The sequence below is a fragment of the Roseomonas rosulenta genome (assembly GCF_016106005.1).
Lineage (GTDB): Bacteria > Pseudomonadota > Alphaproteobacteria > Acetobacterales > Acetobacteraceae > Neoroseomonas > Neoroseomonas rosulenta.
In genome coordinates, this window is sequence record NZ_JACADR010000016.1 from 17720 (window position 1) to 34252 (window position 16533).

Sequence of the window (16533 nt, forward strand, 5' to 3'; positions counted from 1 at the left end):
CATGGCCAATCCCGCGCTCCGCAAAGCCTTCGCCGAGAAGCGATTCATCGTCGCTCCGGGGATCTTCGACATGATCTCGGCCAAGGTGGCCGACGGCATGGGCTTCGACTGCCTCTACGGCACCGGTTTCGGCACGGTGGCCTCGCATCTCGGCGTGCCGGATGCGGGCATCGCGACCTATACCGACATGGTCAGCCGCATGGGGCAGATGGCGCGCGGCGTGCGCACGCCGATGATCGCCGATGCCGATACCGGCTATGGCGGGCTGCTCAACGTGCGCCACACCGTGATGGGCTACGAGGCGGCAGGGATTTCGGGCATCCAGCTCGAAGACCAGGAGATGCCCAAGAAATGCGGCCACACGCCCGGCCGCCGCGTCATCCCGGCCGAGGAGATGGTGCTCAAGATCAAGGTCGCGGCCGAGGCGCGCACCAGCCCCGACTTCCTGATCGTGGCCCGCACCGATGCGCGCACCACGCTCGGCCTCGAGGAAGCGATCCGCCGCGGGCGCATGTTCGGCGAGGCCGGCGCGGACATCGTCTTCATCGAGAGCCCCGAGAGCGAGGAGGAGATGCGCGCCATCGGCAAGGCCATCGACAAGCCGCTGCTCGCCAACATGGTGGAGGGCGGGCGCACGCCGCTGCTGCCGGCGGCCAAGCTGGCCGAGATAGGCTACGCCATCGCGATCTACCCGGCGGTGGGCTTCCTCGCCATGGCGGCGGCGATGGAGCGCGTCTATGCCCACCTAAAGCAGCACGGCGACAGCATCGCCATCGGCGAATCCTATGGCTTCAAGCGCATGACGGAACTGATGGGCTTCCCCGAGGTCTGGGACTTCGAGACGCGCTGGGCGCAGCAGCCCGCGAAGGCCGCCGAATGAGCGCGCTTCCCCATGTGAAGGCGCTGGTCTTCGACGTGTTCGGCACCGTCGTGGACTGGCGCAGCGGCGTGGCGCGCGACGCGAAGACCTTCCTCTCGAAGCACAACCGCACTGACGTGGATCCCTTCGCCTTCGCCGATGCCTGGCGCCGGCGCTACCAGCCGGCGATGGAGGAGGTGCGCTCCGGCCGCCGCCCCTTCACGCGGCTCGATGTGCTGCACCGGGAGAACCTCGACGCGCTATTGGCGGAACACGGCATCGCCGCGGAGGAGGGCGAGTGCCAATGGCTGAACCGCGCCTGGCATCGCCTCGACCCCTGGCCCGACACCATCCCCGGCCTGATCCGGCTGAAGGCGCGCCACTTCATCGCGCCGCTGTCCAACGGCAACATCCTGCTGCTGGCGAACATGGCCAAGCGCGCGGGCATCCCCTGGGATGCGATTCTGGGGGCGGAGCCGGTGCAGGCCTACAAGCCGCAGCCTGAGGCCTATACGCGCACGGCCGAGATCCTTGGCCACGCACCGGGCGAAGTCGCGCTGGTCGCCGCCCATAACGGCGATCTGGCGGCGGCGCGCAAGGCGGGGCTCGCCACCGCCTTCGTGCTGCGCCCGGCGGAGCACGGCGCCGCGCAGACCACCGATACGCGCGCCGAATCCGACTGGGGTGTGATCGCCGGCAGCTTCGAGGAACTGGCCGACCAGCTGGGCTGCTGAACCCTGGTTCGGCCACGCGCTGGACGCGATTGCCGCCGACGGCCCGGCAACAACGCCGGGCCTGCGGGCGGCGCGTCGCTCACTCCGCGCGGATGTTGCCCTCGCGGATCACCGGCCCCCACTTGGCGATGTCGCCAGCGACCAGGGCCGCGAACTCCGCCGGCGTGCCGGCGACGATCTCGGCCGCCTGGCGGGTCTCGACGGCGGACTTCACCTCGGGGTTGGTGATGATGGCGCGGAAGGCGGCGTTGATGCGCTGCACCAGCGCGGCATCCATCCCCGCGGGGCCGGAGATGCCGTGCCAGGTCATCGCCTCGAAGCCGGGGTAGCGGTCGGCAACGGCGGGAATGCCCGGCAGCGCGGGCACCGGGCGCGGCGTACCGATCGCGATGGCGCGCACCTTCTCCTCGCGGATGAAGGGCAGCGCGGTGGAGACGGAGGGGATGCTGAACTCTGTCTCGCCCGCGATGACGCTGCGCAGCACGTCGGCGCCGGAGCGGTAATGCACCGCGGTAAACTTCACGCCGGCGCGCTGCGCCAGCAGCTCGGCCGCAAGGTGGCTGACATGGCCCACGCCGGGCGAGGCATAGGGAATGCCGTCCGTGCGCGCGCGCGCCAGCGCCGCAAGGTCGTCCAGCGTGCGCACGCGGCTGCTGGCCGGCACGATCACCACGATCGGCAGGTTCACCAGGTGGATGATCGGCGTGAAGGCCGTGGCGGGATCGTAGGCGAGCCCGGGCTGCAGCAGCTTGCCGATCGCGTTGGCGCCGACATCGGCCATCATCAGTGTCTGCCCGTCGGGGCGCGACTGCGCGGTGAACTGGCCGGCAATGGCCCCGCCCGCGCCGGAGCGGTTCTCCACCACCATGGGGTGCCCGTTCGAATACGGCCCGAAGGCGTTGGCAACGGTGCGCGAGAGCGTATCCACCGCCCCGCCCGCACCGAAAGGCACCACCAGCCGCACGGGGCCGGTCGGCCAGGCGGCGGCCTGCGCATGGGCGAGCCCCGGCAGGGCAGCGGCGGCCACGCCCAGGGCGCGGCGGGTCAGTCGGATGGTCATGGCGCTGGTCCTCCCGTTGGATTGCATCCGTCATCGGCGGGCGGGCGCCCTGCTGTCAACAGCGGCGCGCCGGTGCAGGATGGGCGGGCACAGCGGAGCCCTTCCCCATGACCTGGTCCATCGTCGCGCGTGATCCCGCAACCGGCGCCTTCGCCGTCGCGGTCACCACCTGCAACCTCGCGGTCGGCGCCGCCTGCCCCTTCCTGCGCACCGGGGTGGGCGCGGTCTCGACGCAATCCATGAGCAACCGCTACCTCGGCCCCGCGGTACTGGAGGCGCTGGCGCGCGGGCTTTCGCCGCGGCTCGCGCTGGACAGTGCTCTCGCGGGCGACGAGGGGCGCGGGCTGCGACAGATCCATGTGGTGGATGCCGCCGGGCGCGTTGCCGCGCATACCGGCGAGAATTGCGTCGAATGGTGCGGGTCGGTCGCCGGCGAGGGCTTCTCCGTCGCCGGCAACATGCTGGCGAATGGCTGCGTCATCGAGGCGACGGCCGAGGTCTTCGCCGCGCGCACCGACCTGCCCTTCGCCGAGCGCCTGATGGAAGCGCTGCATGCCGGCCAGGCCGAGGGCGGCGACAAGCGCGGGAAGCAGTCGGCCGCGCTGACGATCACCACGACCGAGGACTTCCCCGACATCAACCTGCGCGTGGACGACCATCCGGAACCGCTGGTGGAATTGTCGCGGCTGCTGGCGCTGTGGCGCGTACAGGCGGAGCCGACCCAGCACACCCGCCCCTCGCGCGCCAATCCGGCGGGGCTGACCGACCTCGATGCGATCGAGGCCGGCTGGCGCGCGCGCGGGCTGGACCTGCGCCTGCGCCGCTGAGCCCTTGCGCGCCGCCGCGCCGCGCGCCACACGGTCGCCGCCACAGGAGGGACAGCACATGCGCCAGCACAGGATCGCCGCCATCGGGGGCGACGGCATCGGGCCCGAGGTGATCGCCGCGGGCTGCCGCGTGCTGGAAGCGACCGCCGCCGCGCAGGGCGGCTTCTCGGTGGCCTTCGAATCCTTCGACTGGGGCAGCGAAATGTACCGCCGCACCGAGAAGATGATGCCGGATGACGGGCTCAAGCAGCTCGAGGGCTTCGACGCCATCTTCTTCGGCGCGGTCGGCGCGCCGGACATCCCCGACCACATCACCCTGTGGGAGCTGCGGCTCGCGATCTGCCAGGGCTTCGACCAGTACGCGAATGTGCGCCCCACCCGCCTGCTGCCAGGCGTGCGCGGGCCGCTGCGCGAGGATCTCGGCCGCCAGATCGACTGGGTGATCGTGCGCGAGAACAGTGAGGGCGAGTACGCCGGCGTCGGCGGGCGCGCGCATCGCGGCCTGCCGATCGAAGTCGCGATGGATGTTGCGGTCTTCACCCGCGACGGCGTGGCGCGCATCTGCCGCCATGCCTGCGAGGTGGCGATGTCCCGCCCGCGCAAGCTGCTCACGGTGGTGACGAAGTCCAACGCCCAGCGCCACGGCATGGTGATGTGGGACGAGGTCTGCGCCGAGGTCACCGCGCAATACCCCGAGCTCGCGGTCGACAAGATGCTGGTCGATGCCATGACCGCGCGCATGGTGATGAAGCCGGGCACGATCGACACGGTGGTGGCCACGAACCTGCATGCCGATATCCTGTCGGACCTGGCCTCGGCGCTGGCCGGGTCGCTCGGCATCGGGGCGACCGGCAACATCGACCCGCAGCGGCGCCGGCCCTCGATGTTCGAGCCGATCCATGGCTCGGCCTTCGACATCACCGGTAAGGGCATCGCCAATCCGCTCGGCTCCTTCTGGACGGCGGCGATGATGCTGGAGCACCTGGGCGAGGCACCCGCCGCGCAGCGCCTGATGCGCGCGGTGGAAGCGGTCACGGCGCGCGGTGACGTGCTGACACCCGACCTCGGCGGCACGGCGACAACCGACCACGTCACCCAGGCGGTGATCGCGGCATTGTCGGGCGCCAACACGTAGCGGGTTGCGCCCTTGTCCGTTTCGTCGTCTGCTTCGCCCCCGGGACTACGCCGCGCGGCAGCAAACGACACAGGGAGACGGACGATGATGCGCCATTGCATCGCGGCCGGGCTGTTCGCGCTCGCGGCCTTCGCAGCGCAGCCCGCCCGTGCCCAGGACAGGGTCCTGCTGCAACTCGATTGGATCCCCACGGGCGAGCACGCCGCCTACTTCGCCGGTGCCGCACGCGGCGCCTGGCGGGAACAGGGGATCGAGCTCTCGCTCACCCGCGGCTATGGCTCCGGCGACACGGTGAACAAGGTGGCGGCGGGCACGGCGGCCTTCGGGGTCGCCGACATCAGCGCGGTGATGGCGGCGCGTGCCCGGCAGAACACGCCAGTGCGCGCCATCATGCAGATCTATACGCATTCGCCGCATTCGCTCTTTGTGCTGCGCTCCTCCGGCATCACCAATTTCCGCGGGCTGGAAGGCCGGCGCATCGGCATCACGCCGGGCAACAGCCACCGGCTGTATTTCCCCGAGGTCGCGCGCCGCGCCGGGACCGATCCCGACCGCATCACCTGGGTGAACACGGATGCCTCGGCCATGGCGGCGCTGCTGATCAGCCGCCGACTGGACGCCGCGCCCTTCTTCGCCATCCATCACTACTACCAGAACAAGGCGGCGCAGCGGGCCGGCGAGGAGATCGTGGTGCTGCCCTTCGTCGAGACGGGCTTCGCGATCTACGCCACGACACTCATGGCGACCGACGAGACCATCCAGCGCAACCCCGACCTGGTGCGCCGCTTCCTCCGCGGGGCGACCAATGCCCTCACCTGGGCGAACGAGAACCAGGAGGAGGCCTGCCGCCTGCACGTGCAGCGCAACCGTGAGGTCGAGCTCGACGACTGCCAGGGCTCGCTGCGCGCCACCATGACCTACGTCTTCACCGATCATGCGCGGCAGACCGGCCTTGGCCGGCAGGATCCGGAGCGGCTGCGTTTCACCTGGGAACAGGTCGCTGCGTCGCAGCAGATCGACCCCGCCTGGGACTATCGCCAGGCGGTGGATACCAGCCTGCTGCCGTGATCCGGTTCGAGAGCATCTCCAAGACCTTCCGCGGCCGCGACGGGGCGGCCGTGGAGGCGCTGCGCGACATATCGCTTGACGTTGCGGAGGGCGAATTCGTCGCCATCGTCGGCGCCTCGGGCTGCGGCAAGTCCACGCTGCTGAGGCTGGCTGCCGGGCTGGTGCCGCCGACCCAGGGGGCGACGCTGATCGACGGCTCGCGCGTGACCACGCCGCGCGCCGAGACCGCCATGGTCTTCCAGGCGGCCACGCTGCTGCCCTGGGCCGATGTGCTGCGCAACGTGACCTTCCCGCTGCGGCTGATGGGCCGCATGGCGACGGATACTGAGGACCGCGCCCGCGCGCTGCTCGCGACGGCGGGATTGGCAGGATTCGAATCGAAGCTCCCGCGCGAGCTCTCGGGCGGCATGCAGCAGCGTGTCGCGATTTGCCGCGCACTGCTGCAGAACCCTCGGCTGCTGCTGATGGACGAACCCTTCGGTGCGCTCGACGCCCTGACGCGCGAGGAGATGTCGATCGAGCTTCTGAGGTTATGGGCGGCGCGGAAGATGGCCGTGCTGTTCGTGACGCACTCCATCCCCGAGGCCGTGCTGCTGGCCGACCGCGTGGTCGTGATGTCCCCGCGGCCAGGCCGCATCGTCGATGTGGTGGAGGTGGACCTGCCCCGCCCGCGTTCCTTCGACCAGGAGGGCAGTGATGAGTTCCAGCGCTGCGCACGCCGGATCCGCGACCACATCTTCGGCGAGCGCGCCGCCCGCGCGGCGTGAGGCGATGACGCGCTTCAAGGCCGCACTGCCCGCCTGGATCGCCGTGGTCGGAGTGTTCGCTGCCTGGGAATTCGGTGTGCGCTTCTTCGGCATCCGCGAATTCCTGCTGCCCGCGCCATCCGCCATCTGGACCGCCACCATCGCTGTCTGGCCGATGGTGCTGGAACACACGATGTCCACGCTGACGACGGTGCTGCTGGGCTTCGTAGCATCGGTGCTGGTCAGCCTGCCGCTGGCGATGCTGATCGCATCCTCGCGCGCGATCTCGGCGGCGATCTATCCGCTGCTGGTGGTGACGCAATCCATCCCGAAGGTGGCACTCGCGCCGATCCTGATCGTGGCGCTGGGGGCGAACGAGGTGCCGCGGGTGATCGTGACCTTCCTGGTGGCGTTCTTCCCGCTGGTGGTGGCGTCCGTCGCCGGGCTGCTGGCGACGCCGCCCGAGCTGATCGAACTCGGACGCGCCTGCCGTGCCGGGCGCATCCAGGAACTGTTGCGCATCCGCCTGCCCTTCGCCGTGCCCTTCGTCTTCGGCGGGCTCAAGGTGGCCGCGGCGCTGTCCGTCGTGGGCGCGGTGGTGGCCGAATTCGTCGGCGCCGATGCCGGGCTCGGCTACCTGATCCAGACATCGATGGCCTTCTTCCGCACGCCGCTCGCCTTCAGCGCGGTGGTGATCCTGGCGATCATGGGCATCGTCCTGTTCCAGGCGGTGTCCGTCGCCGAACGCATCCTGTTTCCCTGGTCGAGCGGGTCGGAGAACACCGCCCCGCCCGCCGCCTGAACCGAGAGACCATGCCCATGGCCGCGACCGAACCCGGCACCACCATCATTCGCGGCGCGCTGCTCGCCGATCCCGGCCTGCGCCGCGCGGCACCTGCCGATGTGCTGATCCGCGACGGTATCATCCTCGAGGTCGGCGCGGGCATCGCCGCACCACCGGATGCGAAGGTGGTCGATGCCACGGGTTGCCTGATCCATCCCGGGCTGATCAACGCGCATACGCATGGCCATGGCGGCCTCGCGCGCGGGCAGGGCGACAAGTGGACGCTGGAGCTGCTGCTGGCCGCCGCCCCCTGGATCGGCGGGTCGCGATCGCTACAGGACAAGAAGCTGACCACGCAGATCGTTGCCGCCGAGATGGTGCTGAAGGGCTGCACCGCGGCCTACGACCTCTACTACGAATTCCCGATGCCGAGCGCGGAGGGCCTCGATGCGGTGGCGGAGGCCTACCACGGCATCGGCATGCGCGCGGTGATCGCGCCGATGGTCGCAGACCGGACCGTCTATGAGGCCATCCCCGGTCTCTACGACGCCCTGCCGACGCCGCTGCAGGCCCGCGTGGACAAGCTGCGCCTGCCGGCCTGGGAGCGCACGCTGGAGTCCATGCGCGGCGTGCTCGCGAACTGGCGCTGGGCCGGCCACGACATCCGCGCCGCCGTGGCACCCACCATCCCGCACCATTGCTCGGACGCCTTCATGTGCGGCTGCCGCGACCTGGCGCGCGACTACAAGGTCGGCCTGCACAGCCATGTCGGCGAGAGCAAGGTGCAGGCGCTGGTCGGCATGAAGCGCTACGGCAGGACGCTGATCCAGCACATGGATAGCCTCGGGCTGATCGGGCCGGACTTCGTCGCCGCGCACGCCATCTGGCTGGACGATGACGACCTCAGGATCGTGCGCGACCGCGGCGGGTCGCTGGCGCACAACCCGGGCAGCAACATGCGCCTCGGCAACGGCATGTTCCGCTTCCATCGCGCGCGCGAACTCGGCGTGAATGTGGGCCTCGGCACCGATGGCGCGAACTGCTCCGACAACCAGAACATGTACGAGGCGATGCGCTATGCCTCGATGCTCTCCAAGGTCCAGACGCCCGACCCGCGATACTGGGCGGGTGTGGAGGATATCTACACAGCCGCCACGCAGGGTTCCGCGCGCGCGCTCGGCTTCGACGACATCGGCGCGATCGCGCCGGGCAAGAAGGCGGACATCGTCTTCCTCGACCTCGCCTCGATCAACTGGATCCCGCACAACTGGTCGGTCAACCAGGTGGTGCACACCGAGGACGGGACCGGCGTGCGGCACGTGATGATCGGCGGGCGCTTCGTGGTGCAGGACCGCCGGCTGCTGACCATCGACCTCGCGAAGCTGGCGGTGGAGGCGGAAGCGGCGCGCGAACGGCTCGAGGCGCTGAACGTCGAGTTCAAGGACCTTTACGAGAAGCTCGAACCCGTCGTCTCCTCCTTCTGCCCGGCGCTGGCGGCGCAGCCCTATCACATCCGCCAATACCTCTGCGACGCGCCGGCCTGAGGGAACGCACCATGGAAATCGTCGATCTCAGCCGCGAGATCTTCCACCGCACGCAGACGCATCCGAGCCACCCGCCGGTGGTGATGACCGTCTGGAACGACCACAACGAAAAGAAGCACGCCGGCAACACGGTGTTCAGCAGCAAGGCGATGTACCTGTCGCTGAGCGACCATGCCGGCACGCATGTGGACGCGCCGGTGCATTTCGACCCGCGTCCCGGCGCGCAATCGGTCGACGAGGTCCCGCTCGAGAAGTTCTACACCAGCGCCTTCTGCATCGACCTCTCGCACATCCCGCTCAAGACCGCCGCGACGCTCGAGGAGGTCCAGGCGGCGGTCGCGAAATCAGGCCAGACCATCCAGCCTGGCGACACCGTTCTGGTGTGGATGGCGACGAACGAGCGCCTGCTCGGCAAGCCCGGCTACCTGCACGATTTCCCCGGCCTGTCGCTGCCCGCCATCCACTGGCTGGCCGACCAGGGCATCGGCATGTTCGGGGTCGAGGCGATCAGCCCCGCCCCCGAAGGCGAGCCCAACTTCCAGGCGCACATGGCCTGCGCGGAGCGGGGCATCACGCACATGGAATGCCTCGCGAACCTCGACAAGCTGATCGGGCGCGGGCGCTTCCGCTTCATCGGCTTCCCGCTGAAGATCCGCGGCGGGACCGCGAGCCCGATCCGCGCCGTGGCGATCTTCGAATAGCGTTACCGCTCGTTCAGGAAGCGGTGGATCTCGGTGTTGTCCACCTTGGGGCCAAGCAGCTCCACCGCTTCCGTCCACAAGGCGCGGCACAACTGCAGCGAAGGCGAGGCCACGCCCGTGCTCTCGGCAATGCTGCCCGCGGTCTCCAGGTCCTTGCGCATCAGGCCGAGCTGGAAGCCGCCGGCGTAGCGGCGCGGGATGATCTCCTGCCGCGCCTTGGTCTCGGTCGCGATGTTGCGCCCCGACGACGCGTTCATCACATCGGTCAAGATGCCGAGGTCGAGGCCCAGCGCCTCCCCCATCCGCAGCGCCTCGGCGGTGGCGAGCAGCCCCGCCGCATAGACGAAGTTGTTCAGCGCCTTCATCGCATGCGCGCTGCCCACGGCACCTGTCCGGATGATGGCCTCCCCCATCCCGCGCAGCACGGGCTCGGCCTTGGCGAAGGCGGCATCGTCGCCACCGACCATGATGGCGAGCGTGCCGGTCTTCGCCTTGGCCACGCTGCCCGAGACCGGCGCATCGACGAAGCCCGCGCCGCGCTGGGCCGCGAGCTCCGCGAAGCGCCGCGTCTCGCCAGGTTCCGACGACCCCATGTCGATCACCAGCATGCCGGGCCGCAGCGCCGGCAGCAGTGTCTCCATCACCGTCGCGACGATGCGGCTGTTGGGCAGCATCAGCACGACCACCTCCGCGCCCGCGGCCACCGCCACGGGGTCGGGGGCGAAGTCCACCGCGCCGGGTGCGGCGCCCTCGGCCAGTGCATCGCGCGCCGCGGCCGAGGTGTCGCAGGCCAGCACCGCGAAGCCGCGCGCCAGCAGCGACCGCGCCATGGGCAGGCCCATCATGCCGAGCCCGATGAAGCCGATGCGTTGCGCCATGTCCGTTCCCTTGCCCTCTCGCTGCGCCGGATGCTCCGCCGCCGCCGCCGCGCTGGCAAGCCGCGACACGGGCGTGACGCCCATGCGTCGCGCGCCTAGTCTCGCCGCATGGCGCCCTGGATCGCCGCCCTCGGGGCCACCCTGCTGATGCAGTCCGTCGCGTCCTTCATGACGCAGACGCTGCCCGTGGTGGCGCCGCTGATCACCGCGAGTGCTGGCCTCGCCCCGGAACGCATCGGCAATTTCTCCTCCCTGGTGGCCTTCGGCACCGTGCTGTTCCTGCTGCTGGGCGGGCCGTATCTCGCGCGGCTGGGGCCGGTGCGGATGCTGCAGGCGGGCGCGGTGCTGGCGGCCCTTGCGCTTCTGGTCGCGGGCCTGGGCACGGTGGCGGCAATCGGCCTCGCCTCGCTGCTGCTGGGCGTGGGCTACGGCCCCTCCCCGCCCGCGGGCAGCCGCATCCTGGCGGCGACGGCGCCGAAGCAGCACCGCACGCTGATCTTCTCGGTGAAGCAGGCGGGCGCGCCGCTGGGGGGCGCGCTGGCGGGGCTGGTCTCGGCGCCGATCGCCATCGCAGCGGGCTGGCCGGCGGCGCTGCTGGTGGCGGTCGGCGTCTCGCTGCTCGCGGCCGCGGCGATCCAGCCGCTGCGCGCGATGCTGGATGCGGAACGCGATCCCGCGCGGCGCATCGGCCTGCGCGACGTGCTCTCGGCGCACACCATCGCCGCACCGATCGCGGCACTGCGCGTCGATCCGCTGCTGCCACGCCTCACCGCGCTCTCCGTCGCCTTCGCACTCTGCCAGGGCTGCCTGTTCTCCTTCACCGTCACCTGGCTGGTGGAGACCCGCGGCATGGGCCTGGTCGAGGCCGGCGGCGTCTTCGCCGCCATGCAGGTGGCGGGCGTGGTGGCGCGCATCCTGCTCGGCTGGCTGGCCGACCGCACGGGCAACGCGACGCGCAACCTGGTGGTGCAGGCTTTCGTCGCGGCGGGCAGCGTCGCTGCACTCGCGCTGCTGCCGGAAGATGCGCGCACGCTGCTGCTGCCGCTATGCGTCCTCGCGGGTTTCGTCGGTGCCTCATGGAACGGCATCTCGCTGGCCGAGGTCGCGCGCGTCGCCCCGCCCGATCGCGTCAGCGACGTTACCTCGGGCACGACGCTGTTCGTCTTCCTCGGCTATGTCGCCGGGCCGTCGGTCTTCTCGCTGCTGGTCACGCTGACCGGCGGCTGGACGCTGCCGATGCTGGCGGTCGCGGCGCAGCTCGCCGTGGTGGCGGCGCTGGTCGGGCGGGCGCGGTGACTCACCCCGCCCATGCGGGCGGGCGCTTCTGCTGGAAGGCGGCGATGCCCTCGCGCGCCTCGGGGCCGGCCGCGCATTTCGCGAAGGCCTGCGCGCCGGCTTCGGCATAGCCCTCGGGCGAGAGCGGACCGAGGGCCGCGATCAGCGCCTTGGTCTCGGCCAGCGCCATCGGCGCGCCCTGGCGCAGGTCGGCCAGCACGGCGCCGACCGCGGCTTCGAGCGCGGCGGCATCCGCCACCACCTGGTGCACCAGGCCAAGCCGGCCGGCCTCCACGGCGTCGATCACATCGCCGCGCAGCACCATGCGCGTCGCGGCGCTGCGACCCATGCGACGGGTCAGCCAGGGCAGGATCTGCGCGGGCACCAGGCCGCGCCGCACCTCCGGCGCGCAGAAGCGCGCATCGCTGGTGGCGATCGCGATATCGGCGGCGCAGACCCAGCCGAGCCCGCCGGCATGCGCCGAACCCTGGATCGCCGCCACCACCACCTGCGGCAGCCGCGACAGGCGCAGGAAGCGCTGGCCGGTGCGATGGTTGCGCGCCTGCTGCGCGGCAAGCCGTTCCGCCTCCGTCCCGCCCGAGGCCACTTCCGACAGGTCGAGCCCGGCGCAGAAATGCCCGCCCGCCCCCGAGAGCACGACGACGCGCGAGTCGCGATCGGCCTCGAGCGCATCGAGCGCGGCGTCCAGCGCCTCACCCATCGCGTTGCTCATGGCGTTGCGGCGATGCGGGCGGTTGAGCGTGAGCCGCACCACCGGCCCCTCGCGCGTGATCAGCACCGGCGTCTCGGTCTCGGACATGCGTTCCCCCTTTGCAGCGAGGCCCAGGATAGACCGCGGCGCCGCACCCGGCGATACAGGCGGCCGCATCACGAGGGGATCGGTCATGGCGGAGAACATCGCACTCGGCATCGTCGGCTTCGGCATCATGGGGGAACGCCTCGCGCGCTTCGCCGCGGGGCATGCGCAGGTGCGCATCGCGGGGGTATGGGACCCTGCGCCCGAAGCGGCCGTGCGGCTCGCCGCGGCGGCGCCGGGCGTGCCGATGATGGAGTCCGCCGAAGCGGTGATCGCCGCCTGCGACTGCCTCTACGTGGCATCCCCGCCCGCCTTCCACCTGGCGCATGCGCAGGCGGCCTTCGCCGCGGGCAAGGCGGCCTTCCTCGAGAAGCCGCTCTCGGTGGACCTGGCGGCGGCGCGCGACTTCGTCGCGGCGGCGGAAGCGGCGGGCGCGCGCGGCGCGGTGAACTTCCCGATGGCCTCCTCGCCCGCGGTGGCGCAGCTGATCGCCTGGCGCGAGGCGATCGGCACCCCGCGGGAGGCCGCCATCACCATCGCCTTCGCCGCCTGGCCGCGATCCTGGCAGCGCGATGCCGTGTCCTGGCTGGATCGCCGCGAGCAGGGCGGCTTTACGCGCGAGGTCGTCTCGCACTTCCTGTTCCTCACGCGCCGGCAGCTCGGCCCGCTGGTGCTGGAGGCCGCGCGCGCGCGCTTCGATGCGCCGGGCCGCGCCGAGACGGCGGTCGCCGCGCGCCTGCTCGCCGGCGGCGTGCCGGTCACGCTCTCGGGCGGTGTCGGCACCACGCTGGCGGATGACCACAATGCCTGGGTGCTGGAAGGCCCGGGCGGCGCGATCCGCCTGCGCGACTGGTCCTTCGCCGAGCGCCGCGGCGCCGATGGCGCATGGTCGCCCGCCCCCGATGCGCTGCCGAACGAACGCATGCGGCCGATGGTGCTCGCACGGCAGCTGGATGGCGTGGCGGCGATGACACGGGGCGAGCCGCACCACCTGGCCACGCTGCGCGAGGCGCTGGAGGTGCAGGAGGTGGTGGAGGCGATCCTCGCTCAATCGGCGTAGGGCAGGCCCACGTAGTTCTCCGCCAGCGTGGTCTGCGCCGCGACCGATCCGGCCAGGTAGTCGAGCTCCGCCATCCTGACGCGGTGCTCGAAGGCGTCCTCGCCATCGTAGCGGTGCAGCAGCTGCGTCATCCACCAGGAGAAGCGCTGCACCTTCCAGATGCGGTCGAGGCAGGTGGCGGAATAGCGGTCGATCAGGTCGCCGCCCTCACCGGCGAAGAAGGCCTCCAGCGCCCGCACCAGCACGCGTACGTCGGCGATCGCGAGGTTCATGCCCTTCGCGCCGGTCGGCGGGACGATGTGCGCGGCATCGCCGGCGAGGAACAGCCGGCCATGGCGCATCGGCTCGGCCACGAAGGACCGCATGGCAGTGATGCCCTTCTGCAGGATCGGGCCTTCCTCCAGTTCGCCGCCGGCCGCGCCGAGGCGCGTGCGCAGCGCCGACCAGATCCGGTCGTCGGACCATTGCGCGACGTCTTCATCAGGCGCGCATTGCAGATACAGCCGGCTGACGGTGGTGCTGCGCATCGTGGCCAGCGCGAAGCCGTCGGCATGGCGCGCGTAGATCAGTTCCTCCGACATCGGCTTCGACCGCGACAGGATGCCGAGCCAGGCGAAGGGATAGACCCGGTCGAAGATGCGCAGGTCGGCGGACGGGATGGCGGCGCGGCAGACGCCATGGAAGCCGTCGCAGCCGGCGATGATGTCGCACTCCAGCGCCTGGTCGCGTCCGCCATGGCGAAAGGTGATGCGCGGGCGGTTGGTGGCGATGTCGTGGATGGCGACGTCGGCGGCTTCGAACAGCAGCGGCAGGCCGGCGGCGAGGCGCGCGGCGATCATGTCCTTCACCGCTTCCTGCTGGCCGTAGATGGTGACCACCTTGCCGCCGGTCAGGCCTGCGAGGTCGATGCGGTGCCCCGTGCCGCCGAAGCGCAGTTCCAGGCCATGATGCACGAGGCCCTCGCGATGCAGGCGGTCGGCGACGCCGGCCTCGGTCAGCGTCTCGACCGAGCCCTGTTCGAGCAGGCCTGCACGGATGCGGCTCTCCACGTAGGCACGCGAGCGCGCTTCCAGCACCACGGCATCGATGCCGCGCTGGTGCAGCATCTGCGCCAGCAGCAGCCCTGCCGGCCCGGCACCGATGATCCCGACCTGCGTTCGCATGGCGGATATCTCCCTGAACCTCCCGTATGGCGGCCGGCACGGGCCGCGGCAAGGCGCGGGCTTGCCGGGCGGGCACCGCAGTCCCTAGGCTATCCCCAACAAGCGGGAGAGCACCGACATGACGATCTCACGACGCGTTCTGGGCCAGGGTGCCGCGGCGGTCCTGGCAGCCCCGATGATCATGGCGCGGCCCGCGGCCGCGCAGCGCAGCGCGAACACCCTGCGCATCGCCTTCCGCGACGCTGTGCCGAATGTCGACCCCTATTTCAATAGCCAGCGCACCGGGTTGATCATCGGCCACCAGGCCTGGGACGGGCTGGTGCATCGCGACCCCGCCACCTTCCGCATCGTGCCGGCGCTCGCCACCGAATGGCGCTGGGTGGACAGCAAGACCATCGACTTCACGCTGCGCCAGGGCGTGAAGTTCCACGACGGCAGCGCCTTCGGGCCGGACGACGTGGTCTACACCATCAACACCGTGGCCGATCCGAACACGCGCGTCGCCACGCCATCGAACTACAACTGGATCGAGGGCGCGGAGAAGACCGGCGACTGGACCGTCCGCCTGAACATGAAGCGGCCGACGCCCGCCGCGCTCGAATATGCCGCGCTGGTCATGCCGATCTGGCCCAAGGCCTATCGCGAGCGGGTCGGGCCCGAGGGCTTCTCCCGCGCGCCGATCGGCACCGGGCCGTACCGCTTCACCAAGGTCGATGTCGCGGCGGGCGTCGAATACGAACGCTTCAACGACTACTATCAGGGCGGGCCCAAGGGACGCCCGGCGATCCAGAAGCTTACCGCGCGCTACATTGGCGATGCGGCGACGGAACTGACCGAACTGCTCGGGCAGCGCGTGGATTGGATCTGGAACATGAACCCGGACCAGATCGCCAATGTGAACCGCCTGCCGTATCTGCAGGCGACGCAGCAGGAATCGATGCGTGTCGGCTTCCTGAACCTCGATGCGGCGGGCCGCAGCGGCGCGGGCAACCCGATGACGCACCTGAAGGTTCGCCAGGCGGTCTGGCACGCGGTCGACCGCAAGTCGATCGCCGAGCGTCTGGTGGGCGGCGGGTCGCGCGTGCCGGATGCGCCCTGCTTCCCCTCGCAGTTCGGCTGCAACGCCGAGGCCGCGGTGCGCTACGACTACGACCCGGCCAAGGCACGCGCGCTGCTGGCCGAGGCCGGATTCGCCAATGGCTTCGACATTGAGCTCACCTCCTACGTGCAGCCGCGGCAATGGTCGGAGGCGGTGCAGAACTATCTGCAGGCCGTGGGCATCCGCGCGCGCCTGAACCTCATGCAGGTTGCCGCGCAGATCCAGCGCTCCATGCGCGGCGAGCTCGCGATGGAGATGGGCTCCTGGGGGTCGTACTCGATCAACGACGTCTCCGCGATCCTGCCCAACTACTTCAGTGGCGGGGCGAACGACTACGCGCGCGATGCCGAGATCACGCGCCTGGTCGAGGAAGGCGGGTCGAGCGCCGACGAGGCCGTGCGCAAGCGCGCCTACGACGCCGCGATCCGGCGTGCGACCGAGCAGGCCTACTGGCTGCCGCTGCACACCTATGTCAGCACCTTCGGCTTCCAGCGGCAGCTGGAATTCCCGACCTTCGCGGACGAACTGCCGCGCTTCTACCTGGCGAAGTGGAAGTAGGCGGGAGGCTTTCCCCGCCCTCATGCGCCGGGCGCGCGCTCCGCGCGCTTGGCCTGCGCGTCCGGCGCTGACGCACGCGCCGCGGCCGGCGGCCTGGGCGCGGTCGCGCCATGCGATCCTGGCCCGCGACTGACGCCGCGGGCCGCCCCTGTCATGCGAGATGGCACTCCAGGAGGCCCGCGGCGTCGGTCGCGGGCCCCGAGAGCGGGAGAGGACACGTCTGAA

At 70.8% G+C, this 16533-nt stretch carries 16 protein-coding genes; 12 read left to right on the plus strand and 4 right to left on the minus strand.

The features are described 5' to 3' along the window. Position 1 precedes the first annotated feature (1 nt). Positions 2-880: an isocitrate lyase/PEP mutase family protein gene (locus HW578_RS04280; RefSeq protein ID WP_198369298.1), complete on the plus strand. Its 879-nt coding sequence runs from the start codon at positions 2-4 to the stop codon at positions 878-880. Further along, positions 877-1593: a haloacid dehalogenase type II gene (locus HW578_RS04285; RefSeq protein ID WP_198369301.1), complete on the plus strand. Its 717-nt coding sequence runs from the start codon at positions 877-879 to the stop codon at positions 1591-1593. Before HW578_RS04280 ends, HW578_RS04285 begins: the two co-directional genes overlap by 4 nt. A 79-nt stretch (positions 1594-1672) precedes the next feature. Here HW578_RS04285 and HW578_RS04290 read toward each other — a convergent pair whose 3' ends face one another. Then, positions 1673-2653 carry a Bug family tripartite tricarboxylate transporter substrate binding protein gene (locus tag HW578_RS04290; RefSeq protein WP_198369302.1) on the minus strand — a complete coding sequence of 327 codons (981 nt, stop codon included), beginning with the start codon at positions 2651-2653 and terminating at the stop codon, positions 1673-1675. A gap of 107 nt (positions 2654-2760) precedes the next feature. Here HW578_RS04290 and HW578_RS04295 point away from each other — a divergent pair, with 107 nt between their 5' ends. The 7 genes from HW578_RS04295 to HW578_RS04325 all read left to right on the plus strand — a co-directional run bounded on the left by HW578_RS04295 (position 2761) and on the right by HW578_RS04325 (position 9458). After that, positions 2761-3480 (plus strand): DUF1028 domain-containing protein, encoded by a 720-nt coding sequence (locus tag HW578_RS04295; RefSeq protein ID WP_198369303.1) that lies wholly within the window; start codon positions 2761-2763, stop codon positions 3478-3480. Positions 3481-3538: 58 nt separating this feature from the next. Next, positions 3539-4615, plus strand: coding sequence for a tartrate dehydrogenase (locus HW578_RS04300; RefSeq protein ID WP_198369304.1), 1077 nt, complete (start codon positions 3539-3541; stop codon positions 4613-4615). Positions 4616-4699: 84 nt separating this feature from the next. Beyond that, positions 4700-5683 carry an ABC transporter substrate-binding protein gene (locus HW578_RS04305; protein WP_198369306.1) on the plus strand — a complete coding sequence of 328 codons (984 nt, stop codon included), beginning with the start codon at positions 4700-4702 and terminating at the stop codon, positions 5681-5683. After that, the gene (locus HW578_RS04310) at positions 5680-6450 is read left to right on the plus strand and encodes an ABC transporter ATP-binding protein (protein ID WP_198369307.1); all 771 of its coding nucleotides are present in this window, start codon (positions 5680-5682) and stop codon (positions 6448-6450) included. The genes HW578_RS04305 and HW578_RS04310 overlap by 4 nt, the downstream gene beginning before the upstream one ends. Positions 6451-6454: 4 nt before the next feature. Beyond that, the gene (locus tag HW578_RS04315; protein ID WP_232478650.1) at positions 6455-7231 is read left to right on the plus strand and encodes an ABC transporter permease; all 777 of its coding nucleotides are present in this window, start codon (positions 6455-6457) and stop codon (positions 7229-7231) included. Between the two features lie 17 nt (positions 7232-7248). Beyond that, positions 7249-8757, plus strand: a complete 1509-nt coding sequence (locus HW578_RS04320) for an amidohydrolase family protein (RefSeq protein ID WP_198369309.1) — start codon at positions 7249-7251, stop codon at positions 8755-8757. An 11-nt stretch (positions 8758-8768) separates the two neighbouring features. Then, positions 8769-9458 (plus strand): cyclase family protein, encoded by a 690-nt coding sequence (locus HW578_RS04325; protein ID WP_198369310.1) that lies wholly within the window; start codon positions 8769-8771, stop codon positions 9456-9458. A gap of 2 nt (positions 9459-9460) precedes the next feature. Here the strand turns inward: HW578_RS04325 and HW578_RS04330 are convergent, their stop codons facing one another. After that, the gene (locus HW578_RS04330) at positions 9461-10420 is read right to left on the minus strand and encodes an NAD(P)-dependent oxidoreductase (protein WP_198369311.1); all 960 of its coding nucleotides are present in this window, start codon (positions 10418-10420) and stop codon (positions 9461-9463) included. A gap of 24 nt (positions 10421-10444) precedes the next feature. Here HW578_RS04330 and HW578_RS04335 point away from each other — a divergent pair, with 24 nt between their 5' ends. Then, positions 10445-11632: an MFS transporter gene (locus tag HW578_RS04335; protein ID WP_198369312.1), complete on the plus strand. Its 1188-nt coding sequence runs from the start codon at positions 10445-10447 to the stop codon at positions 11630-11632. 1 nt (position 11633) lies between these two features. On the opposite strand, the gene HW578_RS04340 is transcribed toward HW578_RS04335, so the two are convergent. Next, positions 11634-12431, minus strand: a complete 798-nt coding sequence (locus HW578_RS04340; RefSeq protein ID WP_198369313.1) for an enoyl-CoA hydratase/isomerase family protein — start codon at positions 12429-12431, stop codon at positions 11634-11636. Positions 12432-12516: 85 nt separating this feature from the next. Between HW578_RS04340 and HW578_RS04345 the strand changes: the two genes are divergently transcribed. Beyond that, complete coding sequence (locus HW578_RS04345) at positions 12517-13488, plus strand: Gfo/Idh/MocA family oxidoreductase (protein ID WP_198369314.1); 972 nt, start codon at positions 12517-12519, stop codon at positions 13486-13488. Here HW578_RS04345 and pobA read toward each other — a convergent pair. Further along, the gene (pobA, locus tag HW578_RS04350; protein WP_198369315.1) at positions 13476-14651 is read right to left on the minus strand and encodes a 4-hydroxybenzoate 3-monooxygenase; all 1176 of its coding nucleotides are present in this window, start codon (positions 14649-14651) and stop codon (positions 13476-13478) included. The genes HW578_RS04345 and pobA overlap by 13 nt on opposite strands. 118 nt (positions 14652-14769) lie before the next feature. Between pobA and HW578_RS04355 the strand changes: the two genes are divergently transcribed. After that, entirely contained in the window at positions 14770-16308 is a 1539-nt protein-coding gene (locus HW578_RS04355; protein WP_198369316.1) for an ABC transporter substrate-binding protein, read from the plus strand. Positions 16309-16533: the final 225 nt, after the last annotated feature.

Excerpts from the sequence above, each read along its gene's own strand:
- HW578_RS04280 (WP_198369298.1), top strand. The coding sequence starts at position 2 with ATGGCCAATCCCGCGCTCCGCAAAGCCTTCGCCGAGAAGCGATTCATC.
- HW578_RS04285 (WP_198369301.1), top strand. The coding sequence starts at position 877 with ATGAGCGCGCTTCCCCATGTGAAGGCGCTGGTCTTCGACGTGTTCGGC.
- HW578_RS04290 (WP_198369302.1), bottom strand. The coding sequence starts at position 2,653 with ATGACCATCCGACTGACCCGCCGCGCCCTGGGCGTGGCCGCCGCTGCC.
- HW578_RS04295 (WP_198369303.1), top strand. The coding sequence starts at position 2,761 with ATGACCTGGTCCATCGTCGCGCGTGATCCCGCAACCGGCGCCTTCGCC.
- HW578_RS04300 (WP_198369304.1), top strand. The coding sequence starts at position 3,539 with ATGCGCCAGCACAGGATCGCCGCCATCGGGGGCGACGGCATCGGGCCC.
- HW578_RS04305 (WP_198369306.1), top strand. The coding sequence starts at position 4,700 with ATGATGCGCCATTGCATCGCGGCCGGGCTGTTCGCGCTCGCGGCCTTC.
- HW578_RS04315 (WP_232478650.1), top strand. The coding sequence starts at position 6,455 with ATGACGCGCTTCAAGGCCGCACTGCCCGCCTGGATCGCCGTGGTCGGA.
- HW578_RS04320 (WP_198369309.1), top strand. The coding sequence starts at position 7,249 with ATGGCCGCGACCGAACCCGGCACCACCATCATTCGCGGCGCGCTGCTC.
- HW578_RS04325 (WP_198369310.1), top strand. The coding sequence starts at position 8,769 with ATGGAAATCGTCGATCTCAGCCGCGAGATCTTCCACCGCACGCAGACG.
- HW578_RS04330 (WP_198369311.1), bottom strand. The coding sequence starts at position 10,420 with ATGGGCGTCACGCCCGTGTCGCGGCTTGCCAGCGCGGCGGCGGCGGCG.
- HW578_RS04335 (WP_198369312.1), top strand. The coding sequence starts at position 10,445 with ATGGCGCCCTGGATCGCCGCCCTCGGGGCCACCCTGCTGATGCAGTCC.
- HW578_RS04340 (WP_198369313.1), bottom strand. The coding sequence starts at position 12,431 with ATGTCCGAGACCGAGACGCCGGTGCTGATCACGCGCGAGGGGCCGGTG.
- HW578_RS04345 (WP_198369314.1), top strand. The coding sequence starts at position 12,517 with ATGGCGGAGAACATCGCACTCGGCATCGTCGGCTTCGGCATCATGGGG.
- pobA (WP_198369315.1), bottom strand. The coding sequence starts at position 14,651 with ATGCGAACGCAGGTCGGGATCATCGGTGCCGGGCCGGCAGGGCTGCTG.
- HW578_RS04355 (WP_198369316.1), top strand. The coding sequence starts at position 14,770 with ATGACGATCTCACGACGCGTTCTGGGCCAGGGTGCCGCGGCGGTCCTG.